Below are 24,627 nucleotides of genomic sequence, written 5' to 3' on the forward strand. Positions count from 1 at the left end.
GCAGCTGCTGCGGAGATCATATTGCGCATCATGTCGGCAGTCTGTCTGGCTTTGGCAGCCACGCTTGCCATCGCGCCGGCACCTGCCGCGCCTGCTCCGCCCGCCGCTCCCGTTCCGGACGAGATCCCCGTGGGCCTGCTGGTCGACCTTTCGACCGGGCAGACCTTGTTTGCGCGCGAGGCGGAGCGGCGTTTCGTGCCCGCTTCGGTCACCAAGGTGATGACGGCCTACACCGCCTTCAAGCTGATCGACGAAGGCGCGCTGCGCATCACCATGCCTTTCGAATATACCGACGAGCTGGAGGAAGAGTGGTATGCCGAGGGCTCCAACATGTTCCTGCGCGCGGGTGAGCGGCCGACGATCGGCCAGCTGCTTCTCGGCATCACGACCGTTTCCGGCAATGATGCCAGCGTAGCGCTGGCCGAGGCAGCGACCGGCTCGCTGGAAAACTGGATTGCGCTGATGAATGAGAACGCGCGCGAGCTAGGCATGGCCGACACACATTTCGGTTCCGCAAACGGCTATCCGGATGGCGGCCAGACCTACACCTCCGCGCGCGACCTCGCTGTGCTGGCGGAAGCGATCACGGAGGATTATCCCGGCCTCTATCGCCGCTATTTCGGCCACCGAACCTTGCGTTGGCGCGACATCACGCAGGCCAATCACGATCCCGTCACAGGCCGCGTCGATGGCGCGGATGGTATGAAGACCGGTTATACACGCGAAGCGGGCTTCACTTTCCTCGGATCGGCGGAGCGTGACGGGCGCAGGCTGGTAATGGTCCTCGCCGGATCGCCGGATGGACGCCTGCGCGACACGGCATCGCGCGACTTGCTGGAATGGGGTTTCGACCAGTTCGAGCAGCGGACCGTCATTCCGGGCCGGGTCGAAGTGGGCAGCGCGCTCGTCCAGGACGGGGCTGAGCAGCGTGTCGCCTTGCGCACGCCGGAAGACGTCATCGCGGCACTGCCGCGCGGGGCTGATCGCGCCCGCTGGACCATGAATGTCGTCTATCGCGGCCCGGTGCGCGCGCCCATCGCGGAAGGCGACCGGATCGCCCGCCTGCAACTTAGCATCGATGACGAAATCGCGCTGGAAGTGCCCTTGGAGGCCGCGCATCCGGTGGCGCAGGCAAATCCCTTGCAGCGCGTGATCAATGCCGTCAGGAAGTGGGCCACATGACGCGCGGCAAGTTCATCACACTCGAAGGCGGCGAAGGCGTCGGCAAATCCACCCAGGCAGCCATGCTAAGCGATGCCTTGCGGGCGCGAGGGCTCGACGTGCTGCTGACCCGCGAACCGGGTGGCACCCCGGGTGCCGAAGCGATCCGCGCGCTATTGCTCGATAGCGATCTGGAGATCGGCGCGCGTACCGAGGCGCTGCTATTCGCCGCGGCGCGGGCCGACCATGTCCAACATGCCATCGCCCCTGCGCTGGAGCGCGGCGCGTGGGTGGTGTGCGATCGCTTCGTGGACAGCTCGCGCGCCTACCAGGGCGGGGGAGACGACCTGTTCGACGATGCCATCATGGCGCTTCACAACATCGGATCCTGGGGCATGATGCCCGACGTGACCTTCCTGCTGACTGCCGAGAGCGAAGAGGTCGCCCGGCGCCTTACAGAGCGTGACGGTGAGAATGCCGACCGCATCGGTGGGCGCTCTGCCGAGTACCATGCGGGTGTGGCCGACCGTTTCCGTACCCTCGCTGCAAGCGATCCGGAGCGCTTTATCTGCATCTCCGCCGATGGCTCCCCGCAGGACGTGCATGATCGCATCGCTCGCGCCATGGCGCCGCTGACAGGCGAGGGCGGGTGAGCCTCTTACCGTCCGACTATATCGGCCATGACGCGGCATGGACGCAGTGGCGGCGCGCGCTCGCCGGCGAACGGATGCATCATGGCTGGATCCTCTCCGGCAGGCGCGGCGTCGGCAAATCCGCCTTCGCCATGGCAGCCGCGCGAGAGCTGGTGGCTGAAGACGGCGTGCCGCAGCCCGATGGCGACCATCCGGATATCCGCTATGTCAGCCATCCGCCGAAGAACGATGGCGAGGCGCGCAAGAGGGTTGACGGCAAGCCGTTCGAGCTGGCGCGCAATATCAAGGTGGATCAGGTGCGCGAATTGCAGCGCCGCCTCACCACACGCCCGACGCTGGGCAGCCGCCGCGCGGTCATTATCGATCCGGCGGACGATATGGAACCGGGCGCAGCCAATGCGCTACTCAAGAGCCTCGAGGAACCGCCTGCGGGCACGTATTTCCTGCTCATCGCACATCGCATCGGCCGTTTGCTGCCGACGATCCGCTCGCGCTGCCGCGTGCTCACGTTCCCGCGCGTCTCGGATAACGAGATGGACGCCGTGCTCTCACGCGAAAGCCCGCAAGCGAGCTCCGAGATGCGCGCTGCCGCCATTGCCGCCGCCAGCGGTTCGCCCGGGGGGGCCATCGATTTCGTCGAACTGGATCTGGGCCGCGTACACGCTTTGATGCGCCGCGTAGTCGATCATGGTGATCCCGATTTTCGCCTGCGCGGAGAACTGGCGGGCGCCATGGGCAACCGGCCCTCGCGCGACAAACAACTGGCCGCCATCGAACTCGCCCGGGCCGTCGTCGCCGATCACATGCGCAGCGTGCAGGGGGAGGGCATACCTGCGCTGGTGGAAACCCACGGCGCGCTGGTGCGCCTTGCCGGACAGGCACCGACTTACAATTTCGATGCGGGATTGCTGGTGATGGAGATCGGCACCTTGCTTGCCAATCTTGCGGGTTCTAGGACGCCCGCAAATGGCTGATACTTTCTACCTCACCACCGCGATTCACTATCCCAACGGCAAGCCGCATATCGGCCATGCCTATGAGACGATCGCCGCCGATGTGCTGGCGCGCTTCCACCGCCAGATGGGCCGCGAGGTCCGCTTCCAGACCGGTACGGACGAGCACGGTTTGAAAATGGCGCAAAAGGCGCGCGACCTCGGCAAGACTCCGCGTGACCTGGCGGACGATATGTCGGCCCATTTCAAAGACCTGTTCGACAAGCTTGGGATCACATATGATCGGTATATCCGTACCACGGAGGAGGACCACCACCGCGCCAGCCAAGCGATCTGGCAGGCGATGGAAGCCAATGGCGACCTGTATCTGGATCGCTACGAAGGCTGGTATTCGGTCCGCGACGAAGCCTTTTACGACGAGAGCGAGTTGGTCGAGGGCGAGGGCGGCGACAAGCTTTCGCCGCAAGGTACGCCCGTTGAATGGACCGCCGAGGAAACATGGTTCTTCAAGCTGTCGGCCTATGGTGACAAGCTGCTGGCGCTTTATCGCGACAATCCCGATTTTATCCGCCCGGAAAGCCGCCGCAATGAAGTGATGCGCTTCGTCGAAGGCGGGCTGCGCGATCTTTCGGTGAGCCGAACCAGCTTCGATTGGGGCGTGCCGGTGCCGGGCAGCGACGGCCATGTCATGTATGTGTGGGTCGACGCGCTTACCAACTATCTAACGGGCGTCGGTTATCCGGACGAGACGGACGACATGGCGAAGTTCTGGCCGGCGGACCTGCACCTTGTCGGCAAGGACATAACGCGTTTTCACACCGTATACTGGCCCGCTTTCCTCATGAGCGCCGGCATTGCGCTGCCGAGACAGGTTTACGCCCACGGCTTCCTGCTCAGCCGCGACGGAACGAAGGAAAGCAAGTCAGCCGGCAATGTCACCGATCCGGGCGAGCTGGTGGACGCCTACGGGGTGGACACGCTGCGCTACTTCCTCCTGCGGGAGTTCAGCTTCGGACAGGATGGCACCTATTCGCGCGAAGCGATTGTAAACAGGGCCAATTCCGAGCTGGCGAACAGCTTCGGCAATCTCGCCCAGCGTGTGCTGAGCTTCGTGGCCAAACGCTGTGACGGCAGGCTGGAACCGACCGCTCCGGTGGAAGATGTCGACAGCGAATTGCTTGCCAAGGTCCGCTCTGCTTGCGCCGAGGAGTTGCCCGCGCAGTTCGAAAAGCTGGCCTTCACCGCCGGTTTGGAGGCCTGGATGCAGGCTGTCTATGCCTGCAACGCCTATGTAGACGAACAGGCCCCCTGGGCGCTTCGCAAGACCGACCCGGAGCGGATGGTGCGCGTCCTCCACACGCTCAGCCTCTGTATTCGCGATCTTGCCATTGCCGTTGCGCCCGTGACTCCGGCCGCGAGCGGCAAATTGCTCGATGCGCTTATGGTACCGGCGGAGGCGCGCGATTTCGCGGCGCTTTCGGGCACAGTTGTCGACAATGGAGTTATCACTGTCGACAACCCGCAGCCGGTCTTCCCGCGCCTGGAAATGCCCGAGGGCGAGGACGCGTAATGGCTTCCGCACCGCTCATCGATAGTCACTGCCACCTCAATTACGAAGGACTGGTCGAGCGCCAGCAGGATGTGCTCGCCAATGCGCGCGCCGCGGGCGTCACCGGCTTTCTCAACATCTCCACGCGGGAGCGCGAATGGCGCGATATCGTCGGGCTGGCGGAGCAGGAGAGCGACGTGTGGGCAACCGTGGGCATCCACCCTCACGAGGCGGACAAACACGCCGATCTTGGACGGCAGGTGCTGCGCGATGCGACGGACAATCCCCGCGTCATCGGCATCGGTGAAAGTGGGCTCGACTATTATTACGACAAGTCCGACCGGCAGGTGCAGCGCGACCTGTTTCGTATGCATATCGGCGTGGCCCGGGAGACGGGACTGCCCATCGTCATCCACACGCGCGATGCGGAGGAGGACACGGTCGCCATCCTGCGCGAGGAGATGGAGGAGGGCGCCTTCCCGGCGCTGATCCATTGCTTCACCGCCTCGGCCGCGTTCGGCCGCGCTGTGCTCGATCTGGGGCTGACCATATCGCTGTCGGGCATCGTGACGTTCAAGAATGCGCGCGAATTGCAGGAGTTTGCCAAAGAGGTTCCGGGCGACAGGCTGCTGGTGGAAACGGACAGCCCGTTCCTTGCGCCGGTGCCCCATCGCGGTAAGACTTGCGAGCCAGCCTTCGTTCGCAACACGCTGGAATTTGTGGCCGACCTGCGCGGCGAGACAAGCGAAGACCTCGCTGCAGGAACGTCTCGCAACTTCTTCAATCTATTTACTAAAGCGAAGGCGCCAGCGTGAAGCTCATCGTGCTCGGCTCCGGCACGTCGACCGGCGTGCCGCGCATCGGCAACGATTGGGGCGAATGCGATCCGAACGAGCCGAAGAACCGCCGCACACGGGTCTCCATCATCGTCGAGAGCAATGAAGGCCGGCGCTTGCTGGTCGACACCTCGACCGACCTGCGGGCGCAGCTGCTCGCCAATGATATTGCTAGAGTCGACGGCGTGTTCTGGACGCACGATCACGCAGACCATTGCCACGGCATAGATGATTTGCGTCCCATGCGCTTCGGGCGCGGCGGCCCGATTGCAGGTTTTGCGTCTGACGAATGCGTGCGGCGGCTGCGCAGCCGGTTCGGCTATGTTTTCAGTGGGGAGCATGGCTACGACACCATTGTAGAACTCAGCACGCTGGAGAAGCTGCGAATCCACGCAGGGTTCTCCGTAGAGCATACGGAAATGCCGCACGGGCCTATGACCACTACGGGCTACCGGTTCGAAGCGGACGGCAAATCAATTGGTTACGCGACGGACTTCTGTGAGATTACAGACGATATGATCGACCTGTTCGACGGCATCGATATCTTGGTGACCGACTGTCTGCGCCGTGAGCCACACCCGACCCATGCGCATCTCGGCATGGCGCTGGACCTGGCGAAAAAGGCGCGCGTCAGGACTATGGTCCTTTCGCATCTCGACAAGAGCATGGATTATGCGACCTTGAGCGCCGAGACGCCCGACAATGTGCTTGTCGGCTATGATGGAATGGAGCTTGTGGCATGACGGAAATGGGCATCGCGTCGATCGTTGCCATGCTCGGATGGCTGGTGCTGGTGATCGCAGGATACCGGTCGTACAGGCTTGGCGCATCGAAGACGATCCAGCTGATCCTGATATGGTCGGCCATATTTGTCACCGTCGGACTGCTTTTCAGCGTGATGGTGTAAGGCACAGCTGACATTGCTGCATCGCCGACACTTTACATAATATATATTATCATCCCAAAGGATCATCGCTTTTGTCAGACGAGTTGACCCGCCTCCTCGCGATCATGGCGCGCCTACGAGATCCCCAGACGGGCTGCGAATGGGATGTCGCGCAGGATTTCACCAGCATCGCGCCGTATACGATCGAGGAAGCGTATGAAGTTGCCGATGCGATCGAGCGCAATGACATGGCGGATTTGCAGGGAGAGCTTGGCGACCTGTTGTTGCAGGTCGTGTTCCATGCGCGCATGGCGGAGGAAGCTGGACACTTCGCCTTCGATGACGTCGCGCGATCCATCGCCGACAAGATGGAAGCGCGGCACCCGCATATTTTCGGCGATGAAGGCGGCACGATGACCGGCAAACGCTGGGAAGACATCAAGGCGGCCGAGCGCGAACAATCCGGCGCGACCAGCACGATGGACGGGGTGGCCCGCGCGCTTCCTGCCCTTCTCCGCGCCGAGAAACTGCAGAAGCGCGCGGTGCGAGACGGGTTCGATTGGCCCGACACCGAAGGCCCGGCTGCGAAATTGCGCGAAGAAATGCAGGAGCTTGCCGAGGCCGATGAGGCGACGCGCGAGGAAGAGGCGGGCGACTTGCTATTCGCCGCGGTTAATTTAGTCCGCGCCTACGGTATCGCACCAGAAGATGCGCTGCGCGCGGCCAACGGCAAGTTCGAACGGCGCTATCGTGCCATGGAAGCGCTGGGCGATGGGCGCTTTGCCAGTCTCGACCTCGATGCGCAGGAAGCGCTTTGGCAGCAGGTAAAACGCGCTGAGGGCTGATCAACAGCTGCAATTTGCTCGCTGCGGACGCCGTGCCGGGGCGCTGGTCGCAAATTCGGACTGCGTTAGCTCCTGGTCGTCATCCGCATCCATTTCCTCGAAACGGCTGCTGGTGCGCACCGCCCATTCCTCGAATGTCAGCAGATTGTTGCCATCGGTGTCCAGCCGCCGGAATGCATCGGTACGGGTGGAAAGCATTTCCGTGCGGGTGATGCGCAGGTCGCGATTTCGGTCATAGCGGAAGAAACGGCGCTGCTCCCGCGTCAATTCGCTGGCTTCGGGCGGCTCCGGCCCCGTGAGATCGGCAATGTTCGCGCTGGGTAAGGCGTCGGGATCGTCGACCTCTTCCGTGGCTTCCGGCTCCGGCGGCGGTGCGCCCTGCTCCACCTGTGCCCTGCCCTGCATCCAGAACAGCCCCAGCCCGACAAACGCCAGCGCTCCGAGCGCCCCAAGGATGAGTCGATTCATGCGTAAATCCCCTTACTGATACGGAGATTACGCTATCGTCCGAGGATGCCAACCCGTAGCGTTGTCATCATTGCGCCCGGCCCGTCGAGGAGGTCTCGCGATCCGGCTCGCATGCTGCGCCGCGCGAGGGCGTGTAGAACTGCCAGTGGGCGCAGGCGCTTGGGTAGCGCGGGTCGCGCCCAGGCTTCTTCCTTGGCCAGAGCCATAACGGCCGCACGGTCATCCTCGTGGCCGAGATTGAGCGCAAGATCGACCAATGCCCATTCCCGTGCGGCGGTCGTGATGGCGCCGACTACCTCCGGTTCATCGGCAGTGAGAGCGTGCCACAGGCCCGCCCTGCCCTGCGCGAACCCGCGAGCCGCCTCGGCATCCAGTTCTTCGGCCAGCAGGATCTCCCATCCATCGACGGCAGAAGAGAGGTGCGATGGGCTGACATTCGCCGCGTGCAGCAGTTCCAACACGGGCTCACCCTTCGGCCACTCGACAGGCGGCTGGGCAAACCGGTCGCGCCACCAGGCAAGCTTCATCTGGGCGATCAGGCGTTCCCCGCGCTGGCGCACGATCTTCGCGAGCCGTGCATCGAGAGCAAGTACCGCCAGCGTCGCCTCACGCGCGTCGCGCGGCGCGTAGGCTAATGCCAGTCGGTGGGCGACCGGCAGCGTTTCGAGGAGCGCTTCATTCATCGCGCGCGGCCTTCGGGCAAAGCGGCGTCCAAGTCAAAACCCGCAGTCATGCTGACGGGCTATTACCAATTTAACCATGTCCTTTCACGGCTTGCTGACAGGCGGCGCGTAAAGCGCTGCAATGACGAGAAAAGGGCCGATCTGCGCCCGCGGAGCCGACGACACGGTGGTGAAGATGCGAAAATACGACGGAAAAACCGGCCATCTGTGCGGGATGGCATCGCCAACAGAATGTTAACTCCAAACCGTTACACCGGCGTAACCACGCAAGTCGTAGACCTGCGAGCATCGCTAAGAAAATAACAGGTGAAATCGATGATCCTACGGTTGATGCGCGAAAAACTGGCTGGCATTAACTCGTGTGACAGCGGCAATGCGACGCTTCTGGTAGCACTCGGGATGCCGGTGCTGATTGGCGGTGCCGGCCTCGGTGTCGACGTCACCCAGTGGTATATGTGGAAGCGCGAACTGCAATATGCGGTGGACCAGGCAGCCGTCGCCGGCGCATGGGCAGCCGCCGATGAGGACACCGAGACCACATACGTCCTTCGCGCCGAACAGGAATTCGAAGCCAACCTGTCCGTTACAGACGCTTTCAATGCCGATCCGAATGTGCGTTTGGCGAATTTTGCAGGCGGCACGGATAATTCGGTTGCGGTCTCGGCCACGGCCACCAAATCCCTTCCCTTCACCAGCTTCCTGACAAATGAAGCGGCGACGATCCACGCCTATGCCCAGGCAAGTTTCGAGGAAGGCGCGACCTTTACGAGCTGCCTGATTGCGACCGATCTCGATGATGCTGGCGCTATCACCATCGGCGGTAACTCTGTTCTGACGGCCAGCTGCGGGCTTGCAGCACTGTCGACCGATGATGAATCCATCACCGTCAACGGCAACCCGACGATCGAGGCTGGTTGGATTCTCTCGGCCGGCGGTATCGATGAGTGGTTGAAGGACAACACCGACGACATCATCATGGAATATATGAGCGGATTGTACGATCCGTTCGAAGAGCTGAGCCCGCCCAATCCGACGGAATCGCAGATTTCGCGCACGTATTCCTGTTCGGCTGAATCCGACACGACCTACGCCGATGTCACGGTCCGTTCGCAGAACACCTACACCTATTGGGAAGGCGCCAATAAAAACAACGTCGACCCGTGGGAGAATCCGAACGGTAATGCGGATACGGACACGACAAGCACATCAAACGATATTGTCGTCCCGTCAGGCACCGCTGCTGGCACAGAGATTGAGCGCGAGACCATCTGGACGGAAGTTGGCGGCAGCGGCAGAAACAAGAAATGGCGCAAGCGCGAACGCGTAATCACGACGACCTATTCCGATGTGACCGTGATCGAAGGCGGCGAGGCGGGCAATGTCCGCCCCGGTAGCTACAGCGATATTCAAATCGGTTGCGACACGGCCTTCGCGCCTGGCGTATACAATATCTACGGCGGCGAGCTGCGCATTAACGGCCAGCACGAGGTGACCGGTGCCGGTGTCATGTTTGTCCTGTACGACGGGGCGAGCATCACTATCAACGGCGGCGCTGATGTGAATCTCACTGCTATGACCGCATCCGACCTTATGTCTGCAGGGCTTTCGCCCGAAGATGCCAACGACCTGGCCGGCATGCTGGTTTTCGAGGACCGGGACGGACCCGGTACCGGCAATAACGGCCATCGGATCAACGGTAATGCAAACACGATCCTCAACGGGACATTGTATTTCCCCCAGAGCGAAGTTTTCTTCGCTGGCACCGCCGGTGTGACCAGCCAGTGTCTGATGATCGCGGCACGGAACATCACGCTGACCGGTACGACCGATATGGAAACGTTCTGCCCCGGCGGTTCGAGCGAAGACACGACCGTGGTTAGCACCGAAGCCCGCGTGAGGCTCGTGGCATGATGCGCGCCCTCGCCCGCGTCGCCCGGATCACGCGTGACGAGCGCGGGTCCATGGCCATCGAGACAGCCTTTGTCGCGCCTGTCCTACTGATCATGGCGCTGGGCGGGTTCGAGGTGAGCAATATCGTCGCCCGTCAGACCGAATTACAAAGCGCAGCTGCGGAAGCCGCTGCCGTGGTGCGTGCCGTCATTCCGGAAACCGTCGAGGACCGCGATACCGTTCGCGATATCCTGGCTACCTCGATTTGCGAGACCGCTGTTCCGAACGATACAGCCAGTGGCGCCCCGCTCACCTGCGGTACTGCGACCATTTCCGTCGAGCCGCTTTATCGCTGTGGCACCGCGACCGATTACATCACGAACATCGCCGGATGCGCTACCGACGTCCGCTATGATTTCATCGAGGTCCAGCTCCAGGATAACTACACCCCGATCTGGGTGAAATGGGGCGTAAGCGATCCGGTAGACTACAATGTGATCCGCACAGTGCAGATTGGATAGGTCGATGATGGCAAGCACATTCCTGCAGCGTATCCGGCGCGATGAAACCGGTGCTATGGCGATCGAGTTCGCACTGATCGCGCCTGCACTCTTCCTGATGCTCTTCGGTGTGATGCAGGTCGGCATGGCGATGCAGAACTATAACGCCATCCGCAATGTCTCGGCCGATGTGGCGCGCTATGCCATGGTGCAATACCAGACCGGCAACGAGCTTTCGCCTTCGCAACTGCGCACCTTTGCGGAAAACCACGCTCTGGGCGCGCCCTACATGCTGGACCAGAACCGGGTTCGAGTAGAAATCGACGATAGCGTAACGCAGCGCGTCTCGGGAGCAACGGAGATGGAAATCCGCGTGACTTACCAGACCGATAGCCTGCTGGAATTCGCCGACATCAGCATGCCGATTGTGCGTTACAACCGCCCGCTCTTCCTCCTCGACGAGTAACGCCCCCGGCCCGCTTCGCTTGCGAAGAATGTAAAGAAATTAACCAGTTTCGGAAACGCTCCCATCAGGGGTGGTCCGTAAAGCGTGCAGCGTGACTGGACTGCCCCGCCCTTCCACTGCCAACGGACCGACTGTCCTTCGCCGCCTTGCCCGCGACACGCGCGGCAATGTCATGGCGATCTTTGCGGCCTCTCTTTTCCCGATGCTGGCGCTGATCGGCGGCGGCGTTGATATGGGCCGCGCCTACCTGGCGCAGGCCAAGCTGCAGCAAGCATGTGATGCGGGCGTCCTTGCCGCTCGCCAGCGGCTGGGTGCAGAAGTGGCCGTGAACAATGTCGTACCGAGCGATGTTGCCACCACCGGTCAGCGCTTTTTCAATCTGAATTTCGCCAATGGCATATACGGCACCGAGAACCGCAGCTTCCAGATGACTCTGGAAAACGATTATGCGATTTCCGGCGTCGCCTCCGTCGACGTGCCGACTACTCTCATGCGGGTGTTCGGAAGGGACCGGATGGATGTGAGCGTCACCTGCGAGGGCTTGCTGAATTTCAGCAATCTCGATGTGATGATGGTCCTCGATACGACAGGCTCGATGCGCCACACAAATGCGGGCGATACGATGTCGCGCCTTGAAAGCGTAAAAGCCGTCATCCGCAATTTCCATACGCAAATCGAGGCCGGCAAGGCGCCGAATACGCAGATCCGCTATGGCTTCGTACCCTATGCGACCAATGTGAATGTCGGCCACCTGCTGCAGGACGAATGGGTCGTTTCGAACTGGACCTATCAGGGCCGCGAAGACACAGGTATCCGCATTCCCAATGAGGCAATAGGACGGACCTTCGCTCGCAACTGGACGTATGTCTCCGGTAACCGGTCGGACTGGAGCACGATCAGCACCTATGCCGCAACTTGGGAAGAGGCTTCCAGCGCCGATCAGAACGGCCGTTGGCGTTGCAACGGATCGCAGCCGTCTGGCAATGTGGCAGTGACGGATACCGAGAACGGGCGCCCGCGCATGGAAATGCAGCGCAGCCCGCTAGCGATCCTGACGATCCAGCAAATGACACGCACCCATAATGGCACACGGTATCGCACGCGCCGCAATGGACAAGTCTGTGAGGTGCAGCAGCAGGTCGACACGAATCATGTGCAAAATTACGAGCGCGTTACCGAAGTGCCGTCCTTCGACCGGACGTTGTGGCGCTACGCCCCGATAAGTCGCGATGTGTCGGCATGGCGCAGTGAGCAGCAAGGCTGTATCGAAGAACGCGATACCTACCGGATCGACGACTATGACAATGTCGATTTCAGCCGGGCGCTGGACCTCGATATCGACCTGGTGCCGACGGCAGGCGATCCCTCGACGCAGTGGCGCCCGCGCTATCCCGAAGAGATTTACGTTCGCTCCATCAAAGGCAACGGGTCGGGTGACTTCACGACCCGCGCCGTCCGCACCACGGACAATTACGTCGACAGCGGGCGCTGGTGGTTCTCCGATTGCCCGGCAGCCGCGCAAAAGCTCGAAGAGATGGATAGCGACGAGCTCGACGGCTATCTCGACACCTTGCGGCCCTATGGCGCGACCTATCACGACATCGGCATGATCTGGGGTGGGCGGCTGCTCTCGCCGACCGGGCTTTACGCTGCCGAGAACGGCGACGCCAATGGTCGCACGCGCTCGCGCCACCTGATCTGGATGACTGACGGTCAGACCGAGCCCTACGATCTCGCCTATGGCGCCTACGGTATCGATCCGCTCGACCAGCGGCGCTGGGATGGCGATAGCGATGCCGAGGAATTGTCGAGTGTCATCGAGAACCGCTTCGGGGTCGCCTGCGAGCAGGTGAAAAACCGCAACATCACCGTCTGGGTCATCGCTTTCGGCACCGGCCTGACGGACCTGATGACAGAGTGCGCAGGGCCGGGGCGCTCCTTCGAGGCGTCCAATGCCGAAGAGCTGAACGACGCTTTCGAAGCCATCGCCAATGCGATGAGCGAGTTGAGGATCACCGGCTGATGCGGGCGTTGGGCAGGACATTCGCTCGCGATGAGGCTGGTGTGACAGCGGTGGAATTCGCGCTGATCGCTCCGGTCATGATCGTCGGCCTGATGGGTTTGTTCGACCTGTCCTACCACCTTTACGCCGACACGATGGTGGAAGGCGCGGCGCAGCAGGCGGCGAGGGATTCGACGATCGAGGCCTTCGCCAACAACCCGGATGCACTCGATGCCGCCGTGACCGCGCAAGTGCGTCACGTCTTGCCGACCGCCACGATCACCTTCCAACGCTCGGCCTATGAGAATTACACGGATGTCGGCCAGGCGGAGGATTTCACCGATACCAATGGCGATGGCATCTGCGCCGACAACGAGCCGTTCGAGGACGTAAACGGCAATGGCGTTTGGGATGCGGACCGCGCGTCTTCCGACAGCAGCGGCGCGCGCGATGCCGTGCTGTATCAGGTCACCGCTACCTATGACCGCATGTTCCCCCTGCCCGGCCTGCTCAATCTCGATCCGCAAACCACGGTGACGGCAGTCACGGTGCTGCGCAACCAGCCTTTCAACTTTCAGGAGGTGACTGCTGCTGTGGGGAATTGTCCATGATGCGCACCCTCGCCCGCCTGACCCGCCGCCTGTCACGCAGCCCCTCCGGTGTCGCGATGACCGAATTTGCCCTCGCCTTCCCGTTCATACTCGGGGTCGGGTTGATGGGCGTGGAAGTCGCCAACCGCGTCCTGGTGCAGATGAAAGTCTCGCAGCTTGCCAACCAGATCGCCGACAATGCTTCGCGCATCGGAGAGCAGGATGTGCTGGAAGACCGGCGCATCTTTGAATCCGATATCAACGACCTGTTTTATGGTGCGGAACTGCAGGGCGGCAATGCGCTTGATCTTTACGCCAATGGCCGCGTCATCCTGAGCAGCCTGGAAGTCGTGCCGGGCACGGAAGACCAGCAATATATCCACTGGCAGCGCTGCGTCGGCGCGAAGAGCCATACCAGCAGCTACGGGCTGGCGGGTGATGGGGAGAGTTCCGACGACTTCCCAGGAATGGGTCCGACCGGGCAGGAAGTGATCGCTTTCGCTGGCGGCGCGGTGATGTTCGTGGAAGTCAGCTACGATTACCAGCCGATCATCGGCGAGCCCTTCACCTTCGACGACGGAACGATCAGCGTTGTCGCCAGCTACACCGTGCGCGCCGACCGCGACCTGTCGCAGATCTACCAGAGGGACACGGTCAATCCCGATCCCGTAGCCGATTGCGCCACCTATGGCGGTGTCAATTATGCGGGCCGCTAGGCGCGCCCTGCCCGACTACTCGCTGTAAGTGACCTTCTTCACCGCAGCGATCACTTTATCCTTGTCGATCAGCGCCAGCTTTTCGAGATTGGCGGCATACGGCAGCGGCACATCCTCGTTGCATACGCGCGTGACCGGCGCATCGAGATGGTCGAAACCCTCCTCCATGCAGATCGCCACGATTTCCGATGCGATGGAGCAGGTCGGCCAGCCTTCTTCGGCAATGACCACGCGGTTGGTCTTGGCGAGGCTTTCCAGCACCGTTTCCTTGTCGAGCGGACGCAGCGTGCGAAGGTCGATGACCTCGGCCTCGATGCCTTCTGCGGCAAGATCTTCTGCCGCATCCAGCGCCACGCCGACTGCGATGGAATAGGACACGATCGTAACATCGCTGCCTTCCCGCATGATGCGCGCTTTGCCGATCGGCAGCACGTGGTCATCCAGCTGCGCGACTTCGAAGCTCTGGCCGTAGACCAATTCGTTCTCGAGGAAGACAACAGGGTCTTCGCTGCGGATCGCGGCTTTCATCAGGCCTTTAGCGTCAGAGCTGTCATAGGGCGCGATCACGATGAGGCCCGGCACGCTGGCATACCATGGCCCGTAATTCTGGCTGTGCTGCGCGCCCACCCGGCTCGCCGCGCCATTCGGGCCGCGGAACACGACCGGGCAGCGCATCTGGCCGCCCGACATGTAATTGGTCTTGGCGGCGGAATTGATGATGTGGTCGATCGCCTGCATGGCGAAGTTGAATGTCATGAATTCGACGATCGGGCGCAGGCCGCCCATGGCGGCGCCGGTGCCGATGCCGGCAAAACCGTATTCGGTGATCGGCGTGTCGATTACCCGCTTTGGGCCGAACTCGTCGAGCAGGCCCTGCGTCACCTTGTAGGCGCCCTGATATTCGGCGACTTCCTCGCCCATCACGAAAACACGCTCGTCACGGCGCATTTCCTCGGCCATGCCATCGCGCAAGGCTTCGCGTACGGTCAGCTTCACCATATTGGTGCCTTCTGGCACGTCCGGATCGGATGCGCGCGCGGCAGGCTTCGGTTTGGTGATCTCGGCTTCTGAGGGATCGCGGCCGACATCCTTGCCCTCGCCGGGCACCGGATCCTCGCTCTCGGCAGCTGCCGGCGCTTCGATGGCGGAGGCATCTTCGTCCTCGCCTGCCAGCATGGCTATGACGGTGCCGACAGCGACGCCTTCCGTGCCTTCCGCAACGAGGATTTTGCCGACCGTGCCCTCATCGATGGATTCGAATTCCATCGTAGCCTTGTCGGTCTCGATCTCGGCCAACACATCGCCGGCGGAAACAGTGTCGCCTTCCTTCACCAGCCACTTGGCGAGCGTGCCTTCTTCCATGGTGGGGGAAAGGGCGGGCATTTTCAGTTCGATAGCCATCAGACCAACCCTCCCAAGACCACTCGCGTCATGACGGAGCCGATTTGCGTGTGCTTCGAGGAATGAGGAAGGATCAAAGTACCCTCTTTTTGACTGACGAATGACGACGTAGCGCGCGCAAATCGGCCCGCCGCGAAGCGGTCGCTTAGCCGCGCTCGCTGGACAGCGTTACTCAACTTGCTCGTGCCTAAAGGCACGCTCTGCGTTTCGCGCCTTGCCAGCAAACGCGGCAAAGCGATCATGGCGTGAGTGGTCTTGGGAGGGTTGGTCATCAATACTCCCCCACCAGAACTTCGGTGTAGAGTTCTGCCGGATCGGGCTCGGGCGAGCTTTCGGCGAAATCTGCCGCTTCGGCAACCGTGGCGCGGATGGCCTTGTCGATCTCTTTCAGCTTCTCTTCTTCTATACCGGCAGCGCCAAGATCTTTCTTCACCCGCTCGATGGGATCGTTCTTCTCGCGCTGGTCCTGCACCTCCTCGCGCGTGCGATATTTGGCAGGATCGGACATGGAGTGACCGCGATAGCGATAGGTCTCGCATTCCATCAGTACCGGCCCATTGCCGTCGCGCACATGCTTGAACGCGATCTCGGCCGCCTGACGCACTTCCAGCACATCCATTCCGTTCACCTTCATGCCGGGGATGCGGAAGGCCGTGCCGCGGCGATAAAATTCGGTTTCGGCGGAACTGCGCCGCACCGCGGTGCCCATCGCGTACTGGTTATTCTCGACAACGAAGACGATGGGCAGGTTCCAGAGCGCCGCCATGTTGAACGTCTCGTAGACCTGGCCCTGGTTTGCCGCGCCATCGCCGAAATAGGCGAGGCACAGGCCGCCATCCTCATTATATTGATGCGCGAGAGCGAGCCCGCCGCCGAGCGCCACCTGTGCGCCGACGATGCCGTGCCCGCCGTAGAATTTGTGCTCGGTGCTGAACATGTGCATCGAGCCGCCCTTCCCCTTGGAGATACCGGCGGCGCGGCCTGTCAGCTCTGCCATGATGACTTTCGGGTCGATGCCGTAGGCGAGCATGTGGCCGTGATCGCGATAACCGGTGATGACGCTGTCGACATCGCCGTTGAGCGCGGATTGCAGACCGATCGCCACAGCTTCCTGGCCGATATACAGATGGCAGAACCCGCCGATCAGGCCGAGGCCGTAAAGCTGGCCGGCTTTCTCCTCGAAACGGCGGATGAGCAGCATCTGCTCGTAAAAGCCCATCAGCTGTTCGTCGCTTGCCCCGAACCGCTTCTTCTTCTCCAGCCCCTCCTGCAGCGAGCGCAGCGCGAAATCCTCGCTATTGCTGTCGCTTTTGCTTTTGGCAGGGGTTTTCTTGCTTTTGCCGGACGTGGAAGCTTTGGCCAATGTCGTGTCCTCGAAAGGCGCGCCTGTGGCGGCGCAGGTCGTGTAAGAGAATGCCTATTTGCAGGGTTTCGCGGCCCATGCAACGCGGCAAGTGGCCATTTAGCCTATGTGGTGAAAATGCTTGTTGTGGAGTGCCGTTCCGGCGGCGCTTAGTCGAGCGTTTCCAGCTCGACGACGAACTCGTCCGGATGGGCGACATTGAGATTGCCGCGAACCAGCTCCGACGCGTAATCTGGATCGACATTGTCGGGGTGCAGCAATGCGACGCGGTTCTGCAGGATGGCTCGCTGCTTTTGCAGCTCCACGATCCGGACCTCGTGCTCATCGAGCCGCGACGCCTGCTCACCCCAGGCGAGCACGCCTGACGGGCCGATCAGAGCCAGCCCGCCGATCAACATCAACACAAGCAGGGCGCCGGCATTCGCCACCCGCTCGCGCACGATATCGCGTTTATGGACCAGTCCGTTCATTGTTAACCTTGAATCACACTTGCCCCGCCCGATCAAGCGCTTTCCTTCGGGAACTGCGGGGCGGACGATGGGTCGATTGAACATTGCACGCAAAAGCCAAACAGGTTACAAGTGAAACTATGACTGACCTCTTTGAAAATCCCATCGGCCTAGACGGCTTTGAATTCGTCGAATTCTGCGCACCGGAAAAGGGCATGATCGAGCCTGTGTTCGAAACCATGGGCTTCACCCACATCGCCAATCACCGCTCAAAGGATGTGCAGTTGTGGCGACAGGGGCAGATCAATCTGATCATCAATTACGAACCGCGCAGCGCGGCATGGTACTTTGCGCGCGAGCACGGCCCGTCGGCCTGCGGCATGGGGTTCCGCGTGAAGGACGCGGCCAAGGCCTATGACGAACTGATCGAACGAGGTGCAGAACCGGTCGACGTCGTGACCGGTCCGATGGAACTCTACATTCCAGCCATCCGTGGCATTGGCGGGGCCATTGTCTACCTGATCGACCGTTACGCCAACGAGGATGGCGAAGGCCTTTCGATCTACGATATCGATTTCGAATACCTACCCGGCGTGGATCGCAACCCCGAAGGCGCGGGCTTCAACGTCATCGATCACCTGACGCACAACGTCTATAATGGCCGGATGAAGTACTGGGCGGATTATTACGAGACGCTCTTCAATTTCCGCGAAATCCGCTTCTTCGACATCAAGGGCGAATATACCGGCCTCACCTCCAAGGCGTTGACGGCACCCGACGGCAAGATCCGTATCCCGCTCAACGAAGAGGGCGAAGGCGGCAAGGGACAGATCGAGGAGTTCCTGAAGGACTTCAACGGCGAAGGCATCCAGCATATCGCCCTAATCTGTGACGATCTGGTTGCCGCATGGGATCGCCTGAAAAAGCTGGGCGTGCCGTTTATGACCGCCCCTCCGGAAACCTATTACGAGATGCTCGACGAACGCCTGCCCGGCCACGGAGAGCCTGCCGACGAACTGAAGATGCGCGGCATTCTGCTCGACGGCACGACGGAAGGCGGCCAGCCACGGCTCCTGCTACAAATTTTCGCAGAAGCACAGGTCGGCCCGGTCTTCTTCGAGTTCATCCAGCGCAAGGGCGATGACGGTTTTGGCGAGGGCAACTTCAAGGCCCTGTTCGAAAGCATTGAGCGCGACCAGGTCAAGCGCGGCGTGCTCAAGACTGAAGCTGAGCCGGCCGAGTAAGCGACCGAGACATCGACAATTGCAAAAAAGGGGGCGAACCGGAAGGTCCGTCCCTTTTTTTGGTGCGCCCGACAGGATTGTCTCGGCGCTGCGCGCCTCGTCGTCTCCGCTTCGCTCCGACTCCGAACAAGGCTCGATCAATCTGAGCAAACCAAAGGGCAGCACCCCTCGCGGGATACTGCCCTTTGGTGCGCCCGACAGGATTCGAACCTGTGGCCCCCAGATTAGGAATCTGGTGCTCTATCCGACTGAGCTACGGGCGCCCGAAAAGCGCAACTAGTTGCACAGGTCGCGGATGGCAATGACAGGATTGGCCGCCGCTACGCTCTGGCCGTCTGTGCGCTTCGCGCTCCGACTCCGAACCTGTGGCCCCCAGATTAGGGAAGCGCAGCTGACCGCGGGTCAATCTGGTGCTCTATCCGACTGAGCTACGGGCGCCCGTTGCCGCCTTTACGGCGATGAATTCGCGCTGGCAATCAGTTCACATCGTCAGGCGGGGCAATCGGCAATGGCAGCGGCGCGACGGGGACGCCCTCGTCGAGCAGGTCTTTCGCTTCCTTCATACTCGCCTGTCCATGGATGGGCGCGTGGTCTTTCTCACCGTAATGCATTGCGCGCGACTGCTCTGCGAAATCCTTGCCGACCCAGGTGCTGTTCTCCAGCGCCTTGGCTTGCGCTTTCGCCAGCTTTTCCAGAGCCTGCGCGACTTCCGGCGTCATCGGCGCATTCGAGACATTCTTGCCGCGAGCGACCTCCGTGCGCTGGTTGCCTTTCGCACCCACGCTAGGCGCCATGGGTGCTTTGTCGACCGCCGGTGATCCGCACTGCGGACAGGTGATCAATCCGCCCGCCTTCTGGTCGGCGAAGTCGCCGGAAGAACCGAACCAGCCTTCGAACCGATGGCCGTGCTCGCAGGAGAGGTCGTAAACGATCATGCGCCCGGCGCTGTAAGGCTTTCGCATTTGTTCGCAAGGCTGGGAATCCGTTTGCGCACGTCGTCGACACGGCCAAGATCGATATCGCAGAAGCCGACGCCGTTCTCGCTGCCCATATCCAGCAATACGTCGCCCCATGGATCGATTACGAGCGAATGACCGTAAGTGGAGCGCCCGTCCTCGTGCTCGCCGACCTGCGCTGCGGCGACGACGAAGGCGCTAGCCTCGATCGCGCGAGCGCGCTGCAGGACATGCCAATGCGCCTTGCCTGTCGGCACGGTGAAGGCTGCAGGGGTCGCGATACAATCGCATTTGGCGCGGCCCAGCGCATCGAACAGGGCGGGAAAGCGCAAGTCGTAACAGATCGTCAGGCCGAGCTTGCCAACCGGTGTATCGCCCACCGCGACCACCTCTCCGCCGGGACGGTAGGCGGCTGATTCCTGCCAGCTATCGCCCTCGCCCAATTCGGCATCGAACATGTGTATCTTGTCGTAGGAAATTGCGGGTGAGGTGCCGGTGTCCGATGCGCGGAAATACATCGCGCGGTTGGCCCAACGATCCTCGCCCGTCGGCACGGGCATGGAGCCGAGCGCGATATCGACGCCATGCTCGCGAGCAGCGTCCGCAAGCGCCGTTTTCGCACGATCCGGCCCGCCATTGTCGATCCATTCGGCAGCGCGCTTGCGCTTCTGGTCGAGCAGGATGGACATTTCCGGCGTGAACAGCACCTTCGCCCCGCCTTGCGCTGCCTCGCGAGTCGCGTCGATCACGGTTTGCAGATTGGCATCGGCGTCGATGCCCGTCGTCATCTGGAGGATAGCTAGTTTCGGCATTACAGGCCCAGCATCGCGTCCAGCCTGCCTTCGCGCTCCAGCGCGGCAAGATCGTCCGATCCGCCGACGGCTTTGTCGTCGATAAAGATTTGCGGCACCGTGCGCGCGTCGGGTTTGCGCGACACCATTTCATCGCGTTTCGCACCATCCATGGTGATGTCGTACTCGGTATATTCCACGCCCTTGCTATCGAGCAGGCGCTTGGCGCGCGTGCAGAAACCGCACCATGCCTTCGTGTAAATTTCAACCTTCGGAGTGCTCACAATCCCTCTTTTCTGCGCTGTGCGGGCCGCTTGAAATGGCCGTGGGCGCGATTATCTTGATCCGTGCGGATGCCGCTTTCGGGTCCGCTTACACTAACCAAATTGCTCAGAAGAGGATTTGTTCACATGAACCGTTTCGATCTCACCCCCTATCGCCGTTCGACCGTAGGCTTCGATCGTCTTTTCGATCTGCTCGAAAACAACGCACGCAATAGCGGCGACAACTACCCCCCTTTCAATATCGAGCGCCGCGATGAAGATGCCTATCGCATCACGATTGCCGTTGCCGGCTTCAAGCAGCGCGATCTCGATATCACCGCCCAGCAGAACCTGCTCACCGTGCAGGGAAAGAAGCGCGACGAAATCGCGGACGGCGAGATGCTGCATGTCGGCATCGCCAATCGCGGGTTCGAGCGTCGCTTCGAATTGGCCGATTATGTGCGCGTCGAGAACGCCGACCTGGCCGATGGGCTGTTGGTGATCGACCTTGTGCGCGAAGTGCCCGAGGCGATGAAGCCCAAGAAGATCGCCATTGGCGGCACCACTCTCGAAGTGGTGGAAGGCGACAAGAAGGATGATGACGCAGCCGACGCTGCCTGATGGCGTTTCTTCACGACATCACCGTTGAAACAATCGGGGGCGAGGCCCGCTAAAGCCTCGCCCCCTCGACGCGTAAGCGCCGACTCGCTCCTGGCAAAAGCTGTCCGGGTCGCAAGAGACAGCCAATGTCACAGAGCAAGACCGAGCCGACAACGCACTGGATACGCCCTGTCGCGCGTGCGGGGCCGGTCTGAACTCTCTTGCGGACAATACCGTGGCAGGCCCTCCGCCTGCACCATCCCATATGCCCTTGCGTTAAGGCGTTACGCTCCCCCCTCCGCGATTTGCAAGAAAATTCTGGGATTTGGCCCATTTCGGAAACCTTCGTGCCGACCGGCAGGCACAGATCTGGTCAAACTAGGCGTGATTGCTCCAGTGCCGCTGCGATGAAACCGCGGAACAAAGGATGCGGGTCGAAGGGGCGGCTTTTGTACTCGGGGTGAAACTGCACGCCGACGAACCATGGATGGTCGGGCCGTTCCACGATCTCCGGCAACAATCCGTCGGGCGACATTCCGGTAAAGATCAATCCGTCCTGCTCGAGCCGGTCGATATAGCCCGAGTTCACCTCGTAACGGTGGCGATGCCGCTCGGAAATGGTTTCCGCCCCGTCATAAATGCGCGCGATATGGCTGTTGCCTGCGAGCTTCGCCTCGTAAGCGCCCAGCCGCATCGTGCCGCCAAGGTCGGTATCCTCCGACCGCTTTTGCAGCCCTTCCTCGCTCATCCATTCGGTGATGATGCCGACGACCGGTTCGTCCGTCTCACCGAACTCTGTGGAAGAGGCGGTGGCGACACCCATGCTGCGCGCGCCCTCAATGCAGGCCATTTGCATGCCGAGGCAGATGCCGAAAAACGGAACCTTGTGTTCGCGCGCAAACCGCACACTGGCGATCTTGCCTTCGGTGCCGCGATCGCCGAAGCCACCTGGCACGAGGATGCCATGCAACGGCTCCAGTTGGGCAGCAATATCGGCATCGTCGCCTTCGAATATCTCCGCATCGATCCAGCGGATATTGACCTTGGTGCGATTGGCCATGCCGCCATGAACCAGCGCTTCGTTCAGCGATTTGTACGCATCGGGCAAGCCGACATATTTGCCGACCACACCGATGGTGACTTCGCCTTCGGGCTTCTCGTAACGATCGACCACATCGGTCCAGCGCGTCATGTCCGGCGGGTTGGAGGTGCCGAGCATGCCGAAATGGCGCAGCACTTCATTGTCGAGACCCGCGTCGTGATATTGCTGGGGCACGGCGTAGATGCTGGTGGCGTCGAGCGCAGGGATCACCGATTCCACGCGGACATTGCAGAAATTGGCGATTTTCTGCCGCTCGCCATCGGGAATGGGATGCTCGGCGCGGCAGAGAAGCACGTCGGGCTTGATACCCAGCGCCGCCAGTTCACGGACCGAGTGCTGGGTCGGCTTTGTCTTCAGCTCGCCAGCGGCAGCGATATAGGGCACCAGCGTAACGTGAACGGACACGGTCTGGTTCGGCTCCAGCTCGTTGCGCAGCTGCCGGATGGCTTCCATGAAAGGCAGGCTTTCGATGTCGCCTACCGTACCGCCGATCTCGCACAGGATGAAATCGTGGTCGCCTTGGTCGGCCAGCGCGAAATCCTTGATCGCGTCGGTCACATGCGGAATTACCTGCACGGTCGCGCCCAGATAATCGCCGCGCCGTTCCTTGGCGATAATGTCGCGATAGACACGGCCCGAGGTGATGTTGTCGTTCTGGTGCGCTGACACGCCGGTGAAGCGCTCGTAGTGACCGAGATCGAGATCGGTCTCCGCACCGTCATCGGTGACGTAGACTTCGCCGTGCTGATACGGGCTCATGGTTCCCGGATCGACGTTCAGATAAGGGTCGAACTTCCGGATGCGGACCTTGTAGCCACGCGCCTGCAGGAGGGCAGCAAGCGATGCCGCCATGAGACCTTTGCCGAGCGAGGAAACCACGCCGCCGGTGATGAAAATATACCGCGCCATGGGAGGCGAGCCTTAAGCCCAGCGCCGGATTCGGCGCAAGCGAATTACGCCAGAAATTCGCCAGATAATGCAGGTTATCCGCAGCGGGCGGACATTACGGTAACTTAGCCGTCGAGATCGGACAGCGAATTGTCGCCCTCGTCTTCCGCCGGAGCAGCATCCTGCGCGGGCGCAGTGGTGGAGCGGTCGATCGAATCGTCCAGCTCGGCAGCGCCCGTCGCGTTTACGGCAAGGCCCGCGAGTATGATGGAGAGCACTACGAAAAGCACAGCGAACCACTTGGTCGCGCGCGAGAGGAAATCCGCCGCGCCGCGCGCCGACAGCATGCCGCCGGGGCTGCCTCCACCGCCGATGCCGAGGCCGCCGCCTTCGGACTTCTGCATGAGCACAAGCAGCACGAGGCCCGCTGCAATGAAGGCCTGGATGACGGTAAGGAAGAGAAACAGGTTCATGGTCGAAAATACGCTACTTTAGGAATATCGGGTGTTGTTGCGTGCGATGTAGTCGCCCTACGCCTTTCCCACAAGTTTTGTAGGACGATGGCGCGGTTGGGGTTAGTCGTCCTCGGTCTCCGCAGCGGCGACGATGATGCCGAGGAAGCTCTCCGCCGTCAGGCTGGCCCCGCCGACCAGCGCGCCGCCCACTTCGTCGGCTGCCAGCAATTCGGCCGCATTGTCGGGCTTCACCGATCCGCCATAGAGGATGCGCATAGCCTCGCCCGCCTCGCCAAACATGTCGACCAGCTTGCCGCGGATATGGCGGTGCATGGTGCCGATATCGTCCACCGTGGGCGTGCGGCCGGTGCCGATGGCCCAGACGGGTTCATACGCGACGGTGATCTTCTCGGCCAGTTCTTCGCCCGTAGGCACCGAGCCTGCGAGCTGGCGAGCGACGACATCTTCAGCCTTGCCTTCGTCGCGCTGGTCCTCGGTCTCGCCGACGCAGACGATGACGTTCATGCCTGCCTCGATAGCGGCCTCGGCCTTCTGCTTGACGAGGGCGTTCGACTCCTTGTGGTCGGCGCGCCGCTCGGAATGGCCGACGATGGCAAATCCCGCGCCCGCGTCCTTCGCCATGGCTGCCGACACATCGCCGGTATGCGCGCCGCCATCGGCGGGGTGCACATCCTGCGCACCGATACCGATCAACGTCGCTTCCTTGCGGCAGGCATGGATCAGCGTGAATGGCGGAGCGAGCGCGACTTCGACCTTGATCAGCCGTTCGGCCGCGCGGTCGATCGCGCGCGCTTCGGCGAGCATGGCGCGCGTCCCGTGCATTTTCCAGTTGCCGACAATGTAAGGGCGTTCGGACATCGGTGGTGATATTTCCGTGAGTTGTTCAGGCGGATATG

General features: G+C 61.6%; 27 protein-coding genes and 2 tRNA genes. 16 read left to right on the forward strand and 13 right to left on the reverse strand.

Annotated features, from left to right (window positions below; translation table 11 throughout):
* The first annotated feature begins 51 nt into the window (after positions 1–51).
* The 8 genes from BMF35_RS09785 to mazG all read left to right on the forward strand — a co-directional run bounded on the left by BMF35_RS09785 (position 52) and on the right by mazG (position 6,883).
* Positions 52–1,182: a D-alanyl-D-alanine carboxypeptidase family protein gene (locus BMF35_RS09785; RefSeq protein ID WP_236781515.1), complete on the forward strand. Its 1,131-nt coding sequence runs from the start codon at positions 52–54 to the stop codon at positions 1,180–1,182.
* On the forward strand, positions 1,179–1,814 hold the full coding sequence (gene tmk, locus BMF35_RS09790; protein WP_047005779.1) for a dTMP kinase: 636 nt from the start codon (positions 1,179–1,181) through the stop codon (positions 1,812–1,814). Before BMF35_RS09785 ends, tmk begins: the two co-directional genes overlap by 4 nt.
* Positions 1,811–2,788: a DNA polymerase III subunit delta' gene (locus BMF35_RS09795; protein ID WP_047005780.1), complete on the forward strand. Its 978-nt coding sequence runs from the start codon at positions 1,811–1,813 to the stop codon at positions 2,786–2,788. Before tmk ends, BMF35_RS09795 begins: the two co-directional genes overlap by 4 nt.
* A complete protein-coding gene (gene metG / locus BMF35_RS09800; RefSeq protein ID WP_047005781.1) occupies positions 2,781–4,337 on the forward strand; it encodes a methionine--tRNA ligase in 1,557 nt (518 codons plus the stop codon). The genes BMF35_RS09795 and metG overlap by 8 nt, the downstream gene beginning before the upstream one ends.
* On the forward strand, positions 4,337–5,131 hold the full coding sequence (locus BMF35_RS09805; RefSeq protein WP_047005782.1) for a TatD family hydrolase: 795 nt from the start codon (positions 4,337–4,339) through the stop codon (positions 5,129–5,131). Before metG ends, BMF35_RS09805 begins: the two co-directional genes overlap by 1 nt.
* Entirely contained in the window at positions 5,128–5,895 is a 768-nt protein-coding gene (locus tag BMF35_RS09810; protein ID WP_047005783.1) for an MBL fold metallo-hydrolase, read from the forward strand. The genes BMF35_RS09805 and BMF35_RS09810 overlap by 4 nt, the downstream gene beginning before the upstream one ends.
* Positions 5,892–6,059 carry a hypothetical protein gene (locus tag BMF35_RS13755; protein ID WP_169819284.1) on the forward strand — a complete coding sequence of 56 codons (168 nt, stop codon included), beginning with the start codon at positions 5,892–5,894 and terminating at the stop codon, positions 6,057–6,059. Before BMF35_RS09810 ends, BMF35_RS13755 begins: the two co-directional genes overlap by 4 nt.
* Before the next feature lie 71 nt (positions 6,060–6,130).
* Positions 6,131–6,883, forward strand: a complete 753-nt coding sequence (gene mazG, locus BMF35_RS09815) for a nucleoside triphosphate pyrophosphohydrolase (protein ID WP_071961203.1) — start codon at positions 6,131–6,133, stop codon at positions 6,881–6,883.
* On the opposite strand, the gene BMF35_RS09820 is transcribed toward mazG, so the two are convergent.
* Together BMF35_RS09820 and BMF35_RS09825 are read right to left on the reverse strand one after the other, a co-directional pair.
* Positions 6,884–7,351 carry an EF-hand domain-containing protein gene (locus BMF35_RS09820; protein ID WP_047005785.1) on the reverse strand — a complete coding sequence of 156 codons (468 nt, stop codon included), beginning with the start codon at positions 7,349–7,351 and terminating at the stop codon, positions 6,884–6,886.
* Between the two features lie 32 nt (positions 7,352–7,383).
* Entirely contained in the window at positions 7,384–8,034 is a 651-nt protein-coding gene (locus BMF35_RS09825) for a squalene/phytoene synthase family protein (protein ID WP_047005786.1), read from the reverse strand.
* Between the two features lie 315 nt (positions 8,035–8,349).
* On the opposite strand from BMF35_RS09825, the gene BMF35_RS09830 reads away from it, so the two are divergent.
* The 6 genes from BMF35_RS09830 (at position 8,350) to BMF35_RS09855 (ending at position 14,198) form a co-directional block, all read left to right on the forward strand.
* Positions 8,350–9,945, forward strand: coding sequence for a TadE/TadG family type IV pilus assembly protein (locus BMF35_RS09830; protein WP_082115589.1), 1,596 nt, complete (start codon positions 8,350–8,352; stop codon positions 9,943–9,945).
* Positions 9,942–10,445 (forward strand): TadE/TadG family type IV pilus assembly protein, encoded by a 504-nt coding sequence (locus tag BMF35_RS09835; RefSeq protein ID WP_047005787.1) that lies wholly within the window; start codon positions 9,942–9,944, stop codon positions 10,443–10,445. The genes BMF35_RS09830 and BMF35_RS09835 overlap by 4 nt, the downstream gene beginning before the upstream one ends.
* A 4-nt stretch (positions 10,446–10,449) precedes the next feature.
* Positions 10,450–10,890 (forward strand): TadE/TadG family type IV pilus assembly protein, encoded by a 441-nt coding sequence (locus tag BMF35_RS09840; protein ID WP_052765903.1) that lies wholly within the window; start codon positions 10,450–10,452, stop codon positions 10,888–10,890.
* A gap of 91 nt (positions 10,891–10,981) precedes the next feature.
* Positions 10,982–12,913: a pilus assembly protein gene (locus BMF35_RS09845; RefSeq protein ID WP_156172038.1), complete on the forward strand. Its 1,932-nt coding sequence runs from the start codon at positions 10,982–10,984 to the stop codon at positions 12,911–12,913.
* Positions 12,913–13,503: a TadE/TadG family type IV pilus assembly protein gene (locus tag BMF35_RS09850; protein ID WP_047005789.1), complete on the forward strand. Its 591-nt coding sequence runs from the start codon at positions 12,913–12,915 to the stop codon at positions 13,501–13,503. The genes BMF35_RS09845 and BMF35_RS09850 overlap by 1 nt, the downstream gene beginning before the upstream one ends.
* Positions 13,500–14,198 carry a TadE/TadG family type IV pilus assembly protein gene (locus BMF35_RS09855; protein WP_047005790.1) on the forward strand — a complete coding sequence of 233 codons (699 nt, stop codon included), beginning with the start codon at positions 13,500–13,502 and terminating at the stop codon, positions 14,196–14,198. Before BMF35_RS09850 ends, BMF35_RS09855 begins: the two co-directional genes overlap by 4 nt.
* A gap of 15 nt (positions 14,199–14,213) precedes the next feature.
* On the opposite strand, the gene BMF35_RS09860 is transcribed toward BMF35_RS09855, so the two are convergent.
* The 3 genes from BMF35_RS09860 to BMF35_RS09875 all read right to left on the reverse strand — a co-directional run bounded on the left by BMF35_RS09860 (position 14,214) and on the right by BMF35_RS09875 (position 17,432).
* Entirely contained in the window at positions 14,214–15,599 is a 1,386-nt protein-coding gene (locus tag BMF35_RS09860; protein WP_047005791.1) for a pyruvate dehydrogenase complex E1 component subunit beta, read from the reverse strand.
* 271 nt (positions 15,600–15,870) lie between these two features.
* Complete coding sequence (gene pdhA / locus BMF35_RS09870; protein WP_047005793.1) at positions 15,871–16,962, reverse strand: pyruvate dehydrogenase (acetyl-transferring) E1 component subunit alpha; 1,092 nt, start codon at positions 16,960–16,962, stop codon at positions 15,871–15,873.
* 149 nt (positions 16,963–17,111) lie between these two features.
* Entirely contained in the window at positions 17,112–17,432 is a 321-nt protein-coding gene (locus BMF35_RS09875) for an FtsB family cell division protein (RefSeq protein WP_047005794.1), read from the reverse strand.
* Positions 17,433–17,551: 119 nt separating this feature from the next.
* On the opposite strand from BMF35_RS09875, the gene hppD reads away from it, so the two are divergent.
* Positions 17,552–18,655, forward strand: coding sequence for a 4-hydroxyphenylpyruvate dioxygenase (gene hppD / locus BMF35_RS09880; protein WP_047005795.1), 1,104 nt, complete (start codon positions 17,552–17,554; stop codon positions 18,653–18,655).
* 186 nt (positions 18,656–18,841) lie between these two features.
* Here hppD and BMF35_RS09885 read toward each other — a convergent pair.
* From BMF35_RS09885 to grxC, 5 genes are all read right to left on the reverse strand, one after another.
* Positions 18,842–18,918: transfer RNA gene (locus BMF35_RS09885), tRNA-Arg, on the reverse strand.
* Between the two features lie 33 nt (positions 18,919–18,951).
* A tRNA-OTHER gene (locus BMF35_RS13645) sits at positions 18,952–19,087 on the reverse strand.
* 44 nt (positions 19,088–19,131) lie between these two features.
* Positions 19,132–19,590 carry a DUF1178 family protein gene (locus BMF35_RS09890; protein WP_047005796.1) on the reverse strand — a complete coding sequence of 153 codons (459 nt, stop codon included), beginning with the start codon at positions 19,588–19,590 and terminating at the stop codon, positions 19,132–19,134.
* A complete protein-coding gene (locus BMF35_RS09895) occupies positions 19,587–20,423 on the reverse strand; it encodes a carbon-nitrogen hydrolase family protein (RefSeq protein WP_047005797.1) in 837 nt (278 codons plus the stop codon). Before BMF35_RS09895 ends, BMF35_RS09890 begins: the two co-directional genes overlap by 4 nt.
* Entirely contained in the window at positions 20,423–20,686 is a 264-nt protein-coding gene (grxC, locus tag BMF35_RS09900) for a glutaredoxin 3 (RefSeq protein WP_047005798.1), read from the reverse strand. Before grxC ends, BMF35_RS09895 begins: the two co-directional genes overlap by 1 nt.
* Before the next feature lie 126 nt (positions 20,687–20,812).
* On the opposite strand from grxC, the gene BMF35_RS09905 reads away from it, so the two are divergent.
* On the forward strand, positions 20,813–21,286 hold the full coding sequence (locus BMF35_RS09905) for an Hsp20 family protein (RefSeq protein WP_047005799.1): 474 nt from the start codon (positions 20,813–20,815) through the stop codon (positions 21,284–21,286).
* Positions 21,287–21,638: 352 nt separating this feature from the next.
* Here BMF35_RS09905 and BMF35_RS09910 read toward each other — a convergent pair whose 3' ends face one another.
* The 3 genes from BMF35_RS09910 to tpiA all read right to left on the reverse strand — a co-directional run bounded on the left by BMF35_RS09910 (position 21,639) and on the right by tpiA (position 24,589).
* Complete coding sequence (locus tag BMF35_RS09910) at positions 21,639–23,276, reverse strand: CTP synthase (protein ID WP_047005800.1); 1,638 nt, start codon at positions 23,274–23,276, stop codon at positions 21,639–21,641.
* A 104-nt stretch (positions 23,277–23,380) separates the two neighbouring features.
* A complete protein-coding gene (gene secG / locus BMF35_RS09915; protein WP_047006500.1) occupies positions 23,381–23,722 on the reverse strand; it encodes a preprotein translocase subunit SecG in 342 nt (113 codons plus the stop codon).
* Positions 23,723–23,830: 108 nt separating this feature from the next.
* A complete protein-coding gene (tpiA, locus tag BMF35_RS09920; protein ID WP_047005801.1) occupies positions 23,831–24,589 on the reverse strand; it encodes a triose-phosphate isomerase in 759 nt (252 codons plus the stop codon).
* Positions 24,590–24,627: the final 38 nt, after the last annotated feature.

The organism is Aurantiacibacter gangjinensis (assembly GCF_001886695.1).
GTDB lineage: Bacteria > Pseudomonadota > Alphaproteobacteria > Sphingomonadales > Sphingomonadaceae > Alteraurantiacibacter > Alteraurantiacibacter gangjinensis.

Excerpts from the sequence above, each read along its gene's own strand:
- BMF35_RS09905 (WP_047005799.1), top strand. The coding sequence starts at position 20,813 with ATGAACCGTTTCGATCTCACCCCCTATCGCCGTTCGACCGTAGGCTTC.
- BMF35_RS13755 (WP_169819284.1), top strand. The coding sequence starts at position 5,892 with ATGACGGAAATGGGCATCGCGTCGATCGTTGCCATGCTCGGATGGCTG.
- BMF35_RS09825 (WP_047005786.1), bottom strand. The coding sequence starts at position 8,034 with ATGAATGAAGCGCTCCTCGAAACGCTGCCGGTCGCCCACCGACTGGCA.
- BMF35_RS09805 (WP_047005782.1), top strand. The coding sequence starts at position 4,337 with ATGGCTTCCGCACCGCTCATCGATAGTCACTGCCACCTCAATTACGAA.
- BMF35_RS09890 (WP_047005796.1), bottom strand. The coding sequence starts at position 19,590 with ATGATCGTTTACGACCTCTCCTGCGAGCACGGCCATCGGTTCGAAGGC.
- BMF35_RS09820 (WP_047005785.1), bottom strand. The coding sequence starts at position 7,351 with ATGAATCGACTCATCCTTGGGGCGCTCGGAGCGCTGGCGTTTGTCGGG.
- BMF35_RS09910 (WP_047005800.1), bottom strand. The coding sequence starts at position 23,276 with ATGGCGCGGTATATTTTCATCACCGGCGGCGTGGTTTCCTCGCTCGGC.
- BMF35_RS09850 (WP_047005789.1), top strand. The coding sequence starts at position 12,913 with ATGCGGGCGTTGGGCAGGACATTCGCTCGCGATGAGGCTGGTGTGACA.
- BMF35_RS09855 (WP_047005790.1), top strand. The coding sequence starts at position 13,500 with ATGATGCGCACCCTCGCCCGCCTGACCCGCCGCCTGTCACGCAGCCCC.
- metG (WP_047005781.1), top strand. The coding sequence starts at position 2,781 with ATGGCTGATACTTTCTACCTCACCACCGCGATTCACTATCCCAACGGC.
- BMF35_RS09875 (WP_047005794.1), bottom strand. The coding sequence starts at position 17,432 with ATGAACGGACTGGTCCATAAACGCGATATCGTGCGCGAGCGGGTGGCG.
- BMF35_RS09835 (WP_047005787.1), top strand. The coding sequence starts at position 9,942 with ATGATGCGCGCCCTCGCCCGCGTCGCCCGGATCACGCGTGACGAGCGC.
- hppD (WP_047005795.1), top strand. The coding sequence starts at position 17,552 with ATGACTGACCTCTTTGAAAATCCCATCGGCCTAGACGGCTTTGAATTC.
- tpiA (WP_047005801.1), bottom strand. The coding sequence starts at position 24,589 with ATGTCCGAACGCCCTTACATTGTCGGCAACTGGAAAATGCACGGGACG.
- BMF35_RS09860 (WP_047005791.1), bottom strand. The coding sequence starts at position 15,599 with ATGGCTATCGAACTGAAAATGCCCGCCCTTTCCCCCACCATGGAAGAA.
- BMF35_RS09895 (WP_047005797.1), bottom strand. The coding sequence starts at position 20,423 with ATGCCGAAACTAGCTATCCTCCAGATGACGACGGGCATCGACGCCGAT.
- BMF35_RS09840 (WP_052765903.1), top strand. The coding sequence starts at position 10,450 with ATGATGGCAAGCACATTCCTGCAGCGTATCCGGCGCGATGAAACCGGT.
- tmk (WP_047005779.1), top strand. The coding sequence starts at position 1,179 with ATGACGCGCGGCAAGTTCATCACACTCGAAGGCGGCGAAGGCGTCGGC.
- BMF35_RS09830 (WP_082115589.1), top strand. The coding sequence starts at position 8,350 with ATGATCCTACGGTTGATGCGCGAAAAACTGGCTGGCATTAACTCGTGT.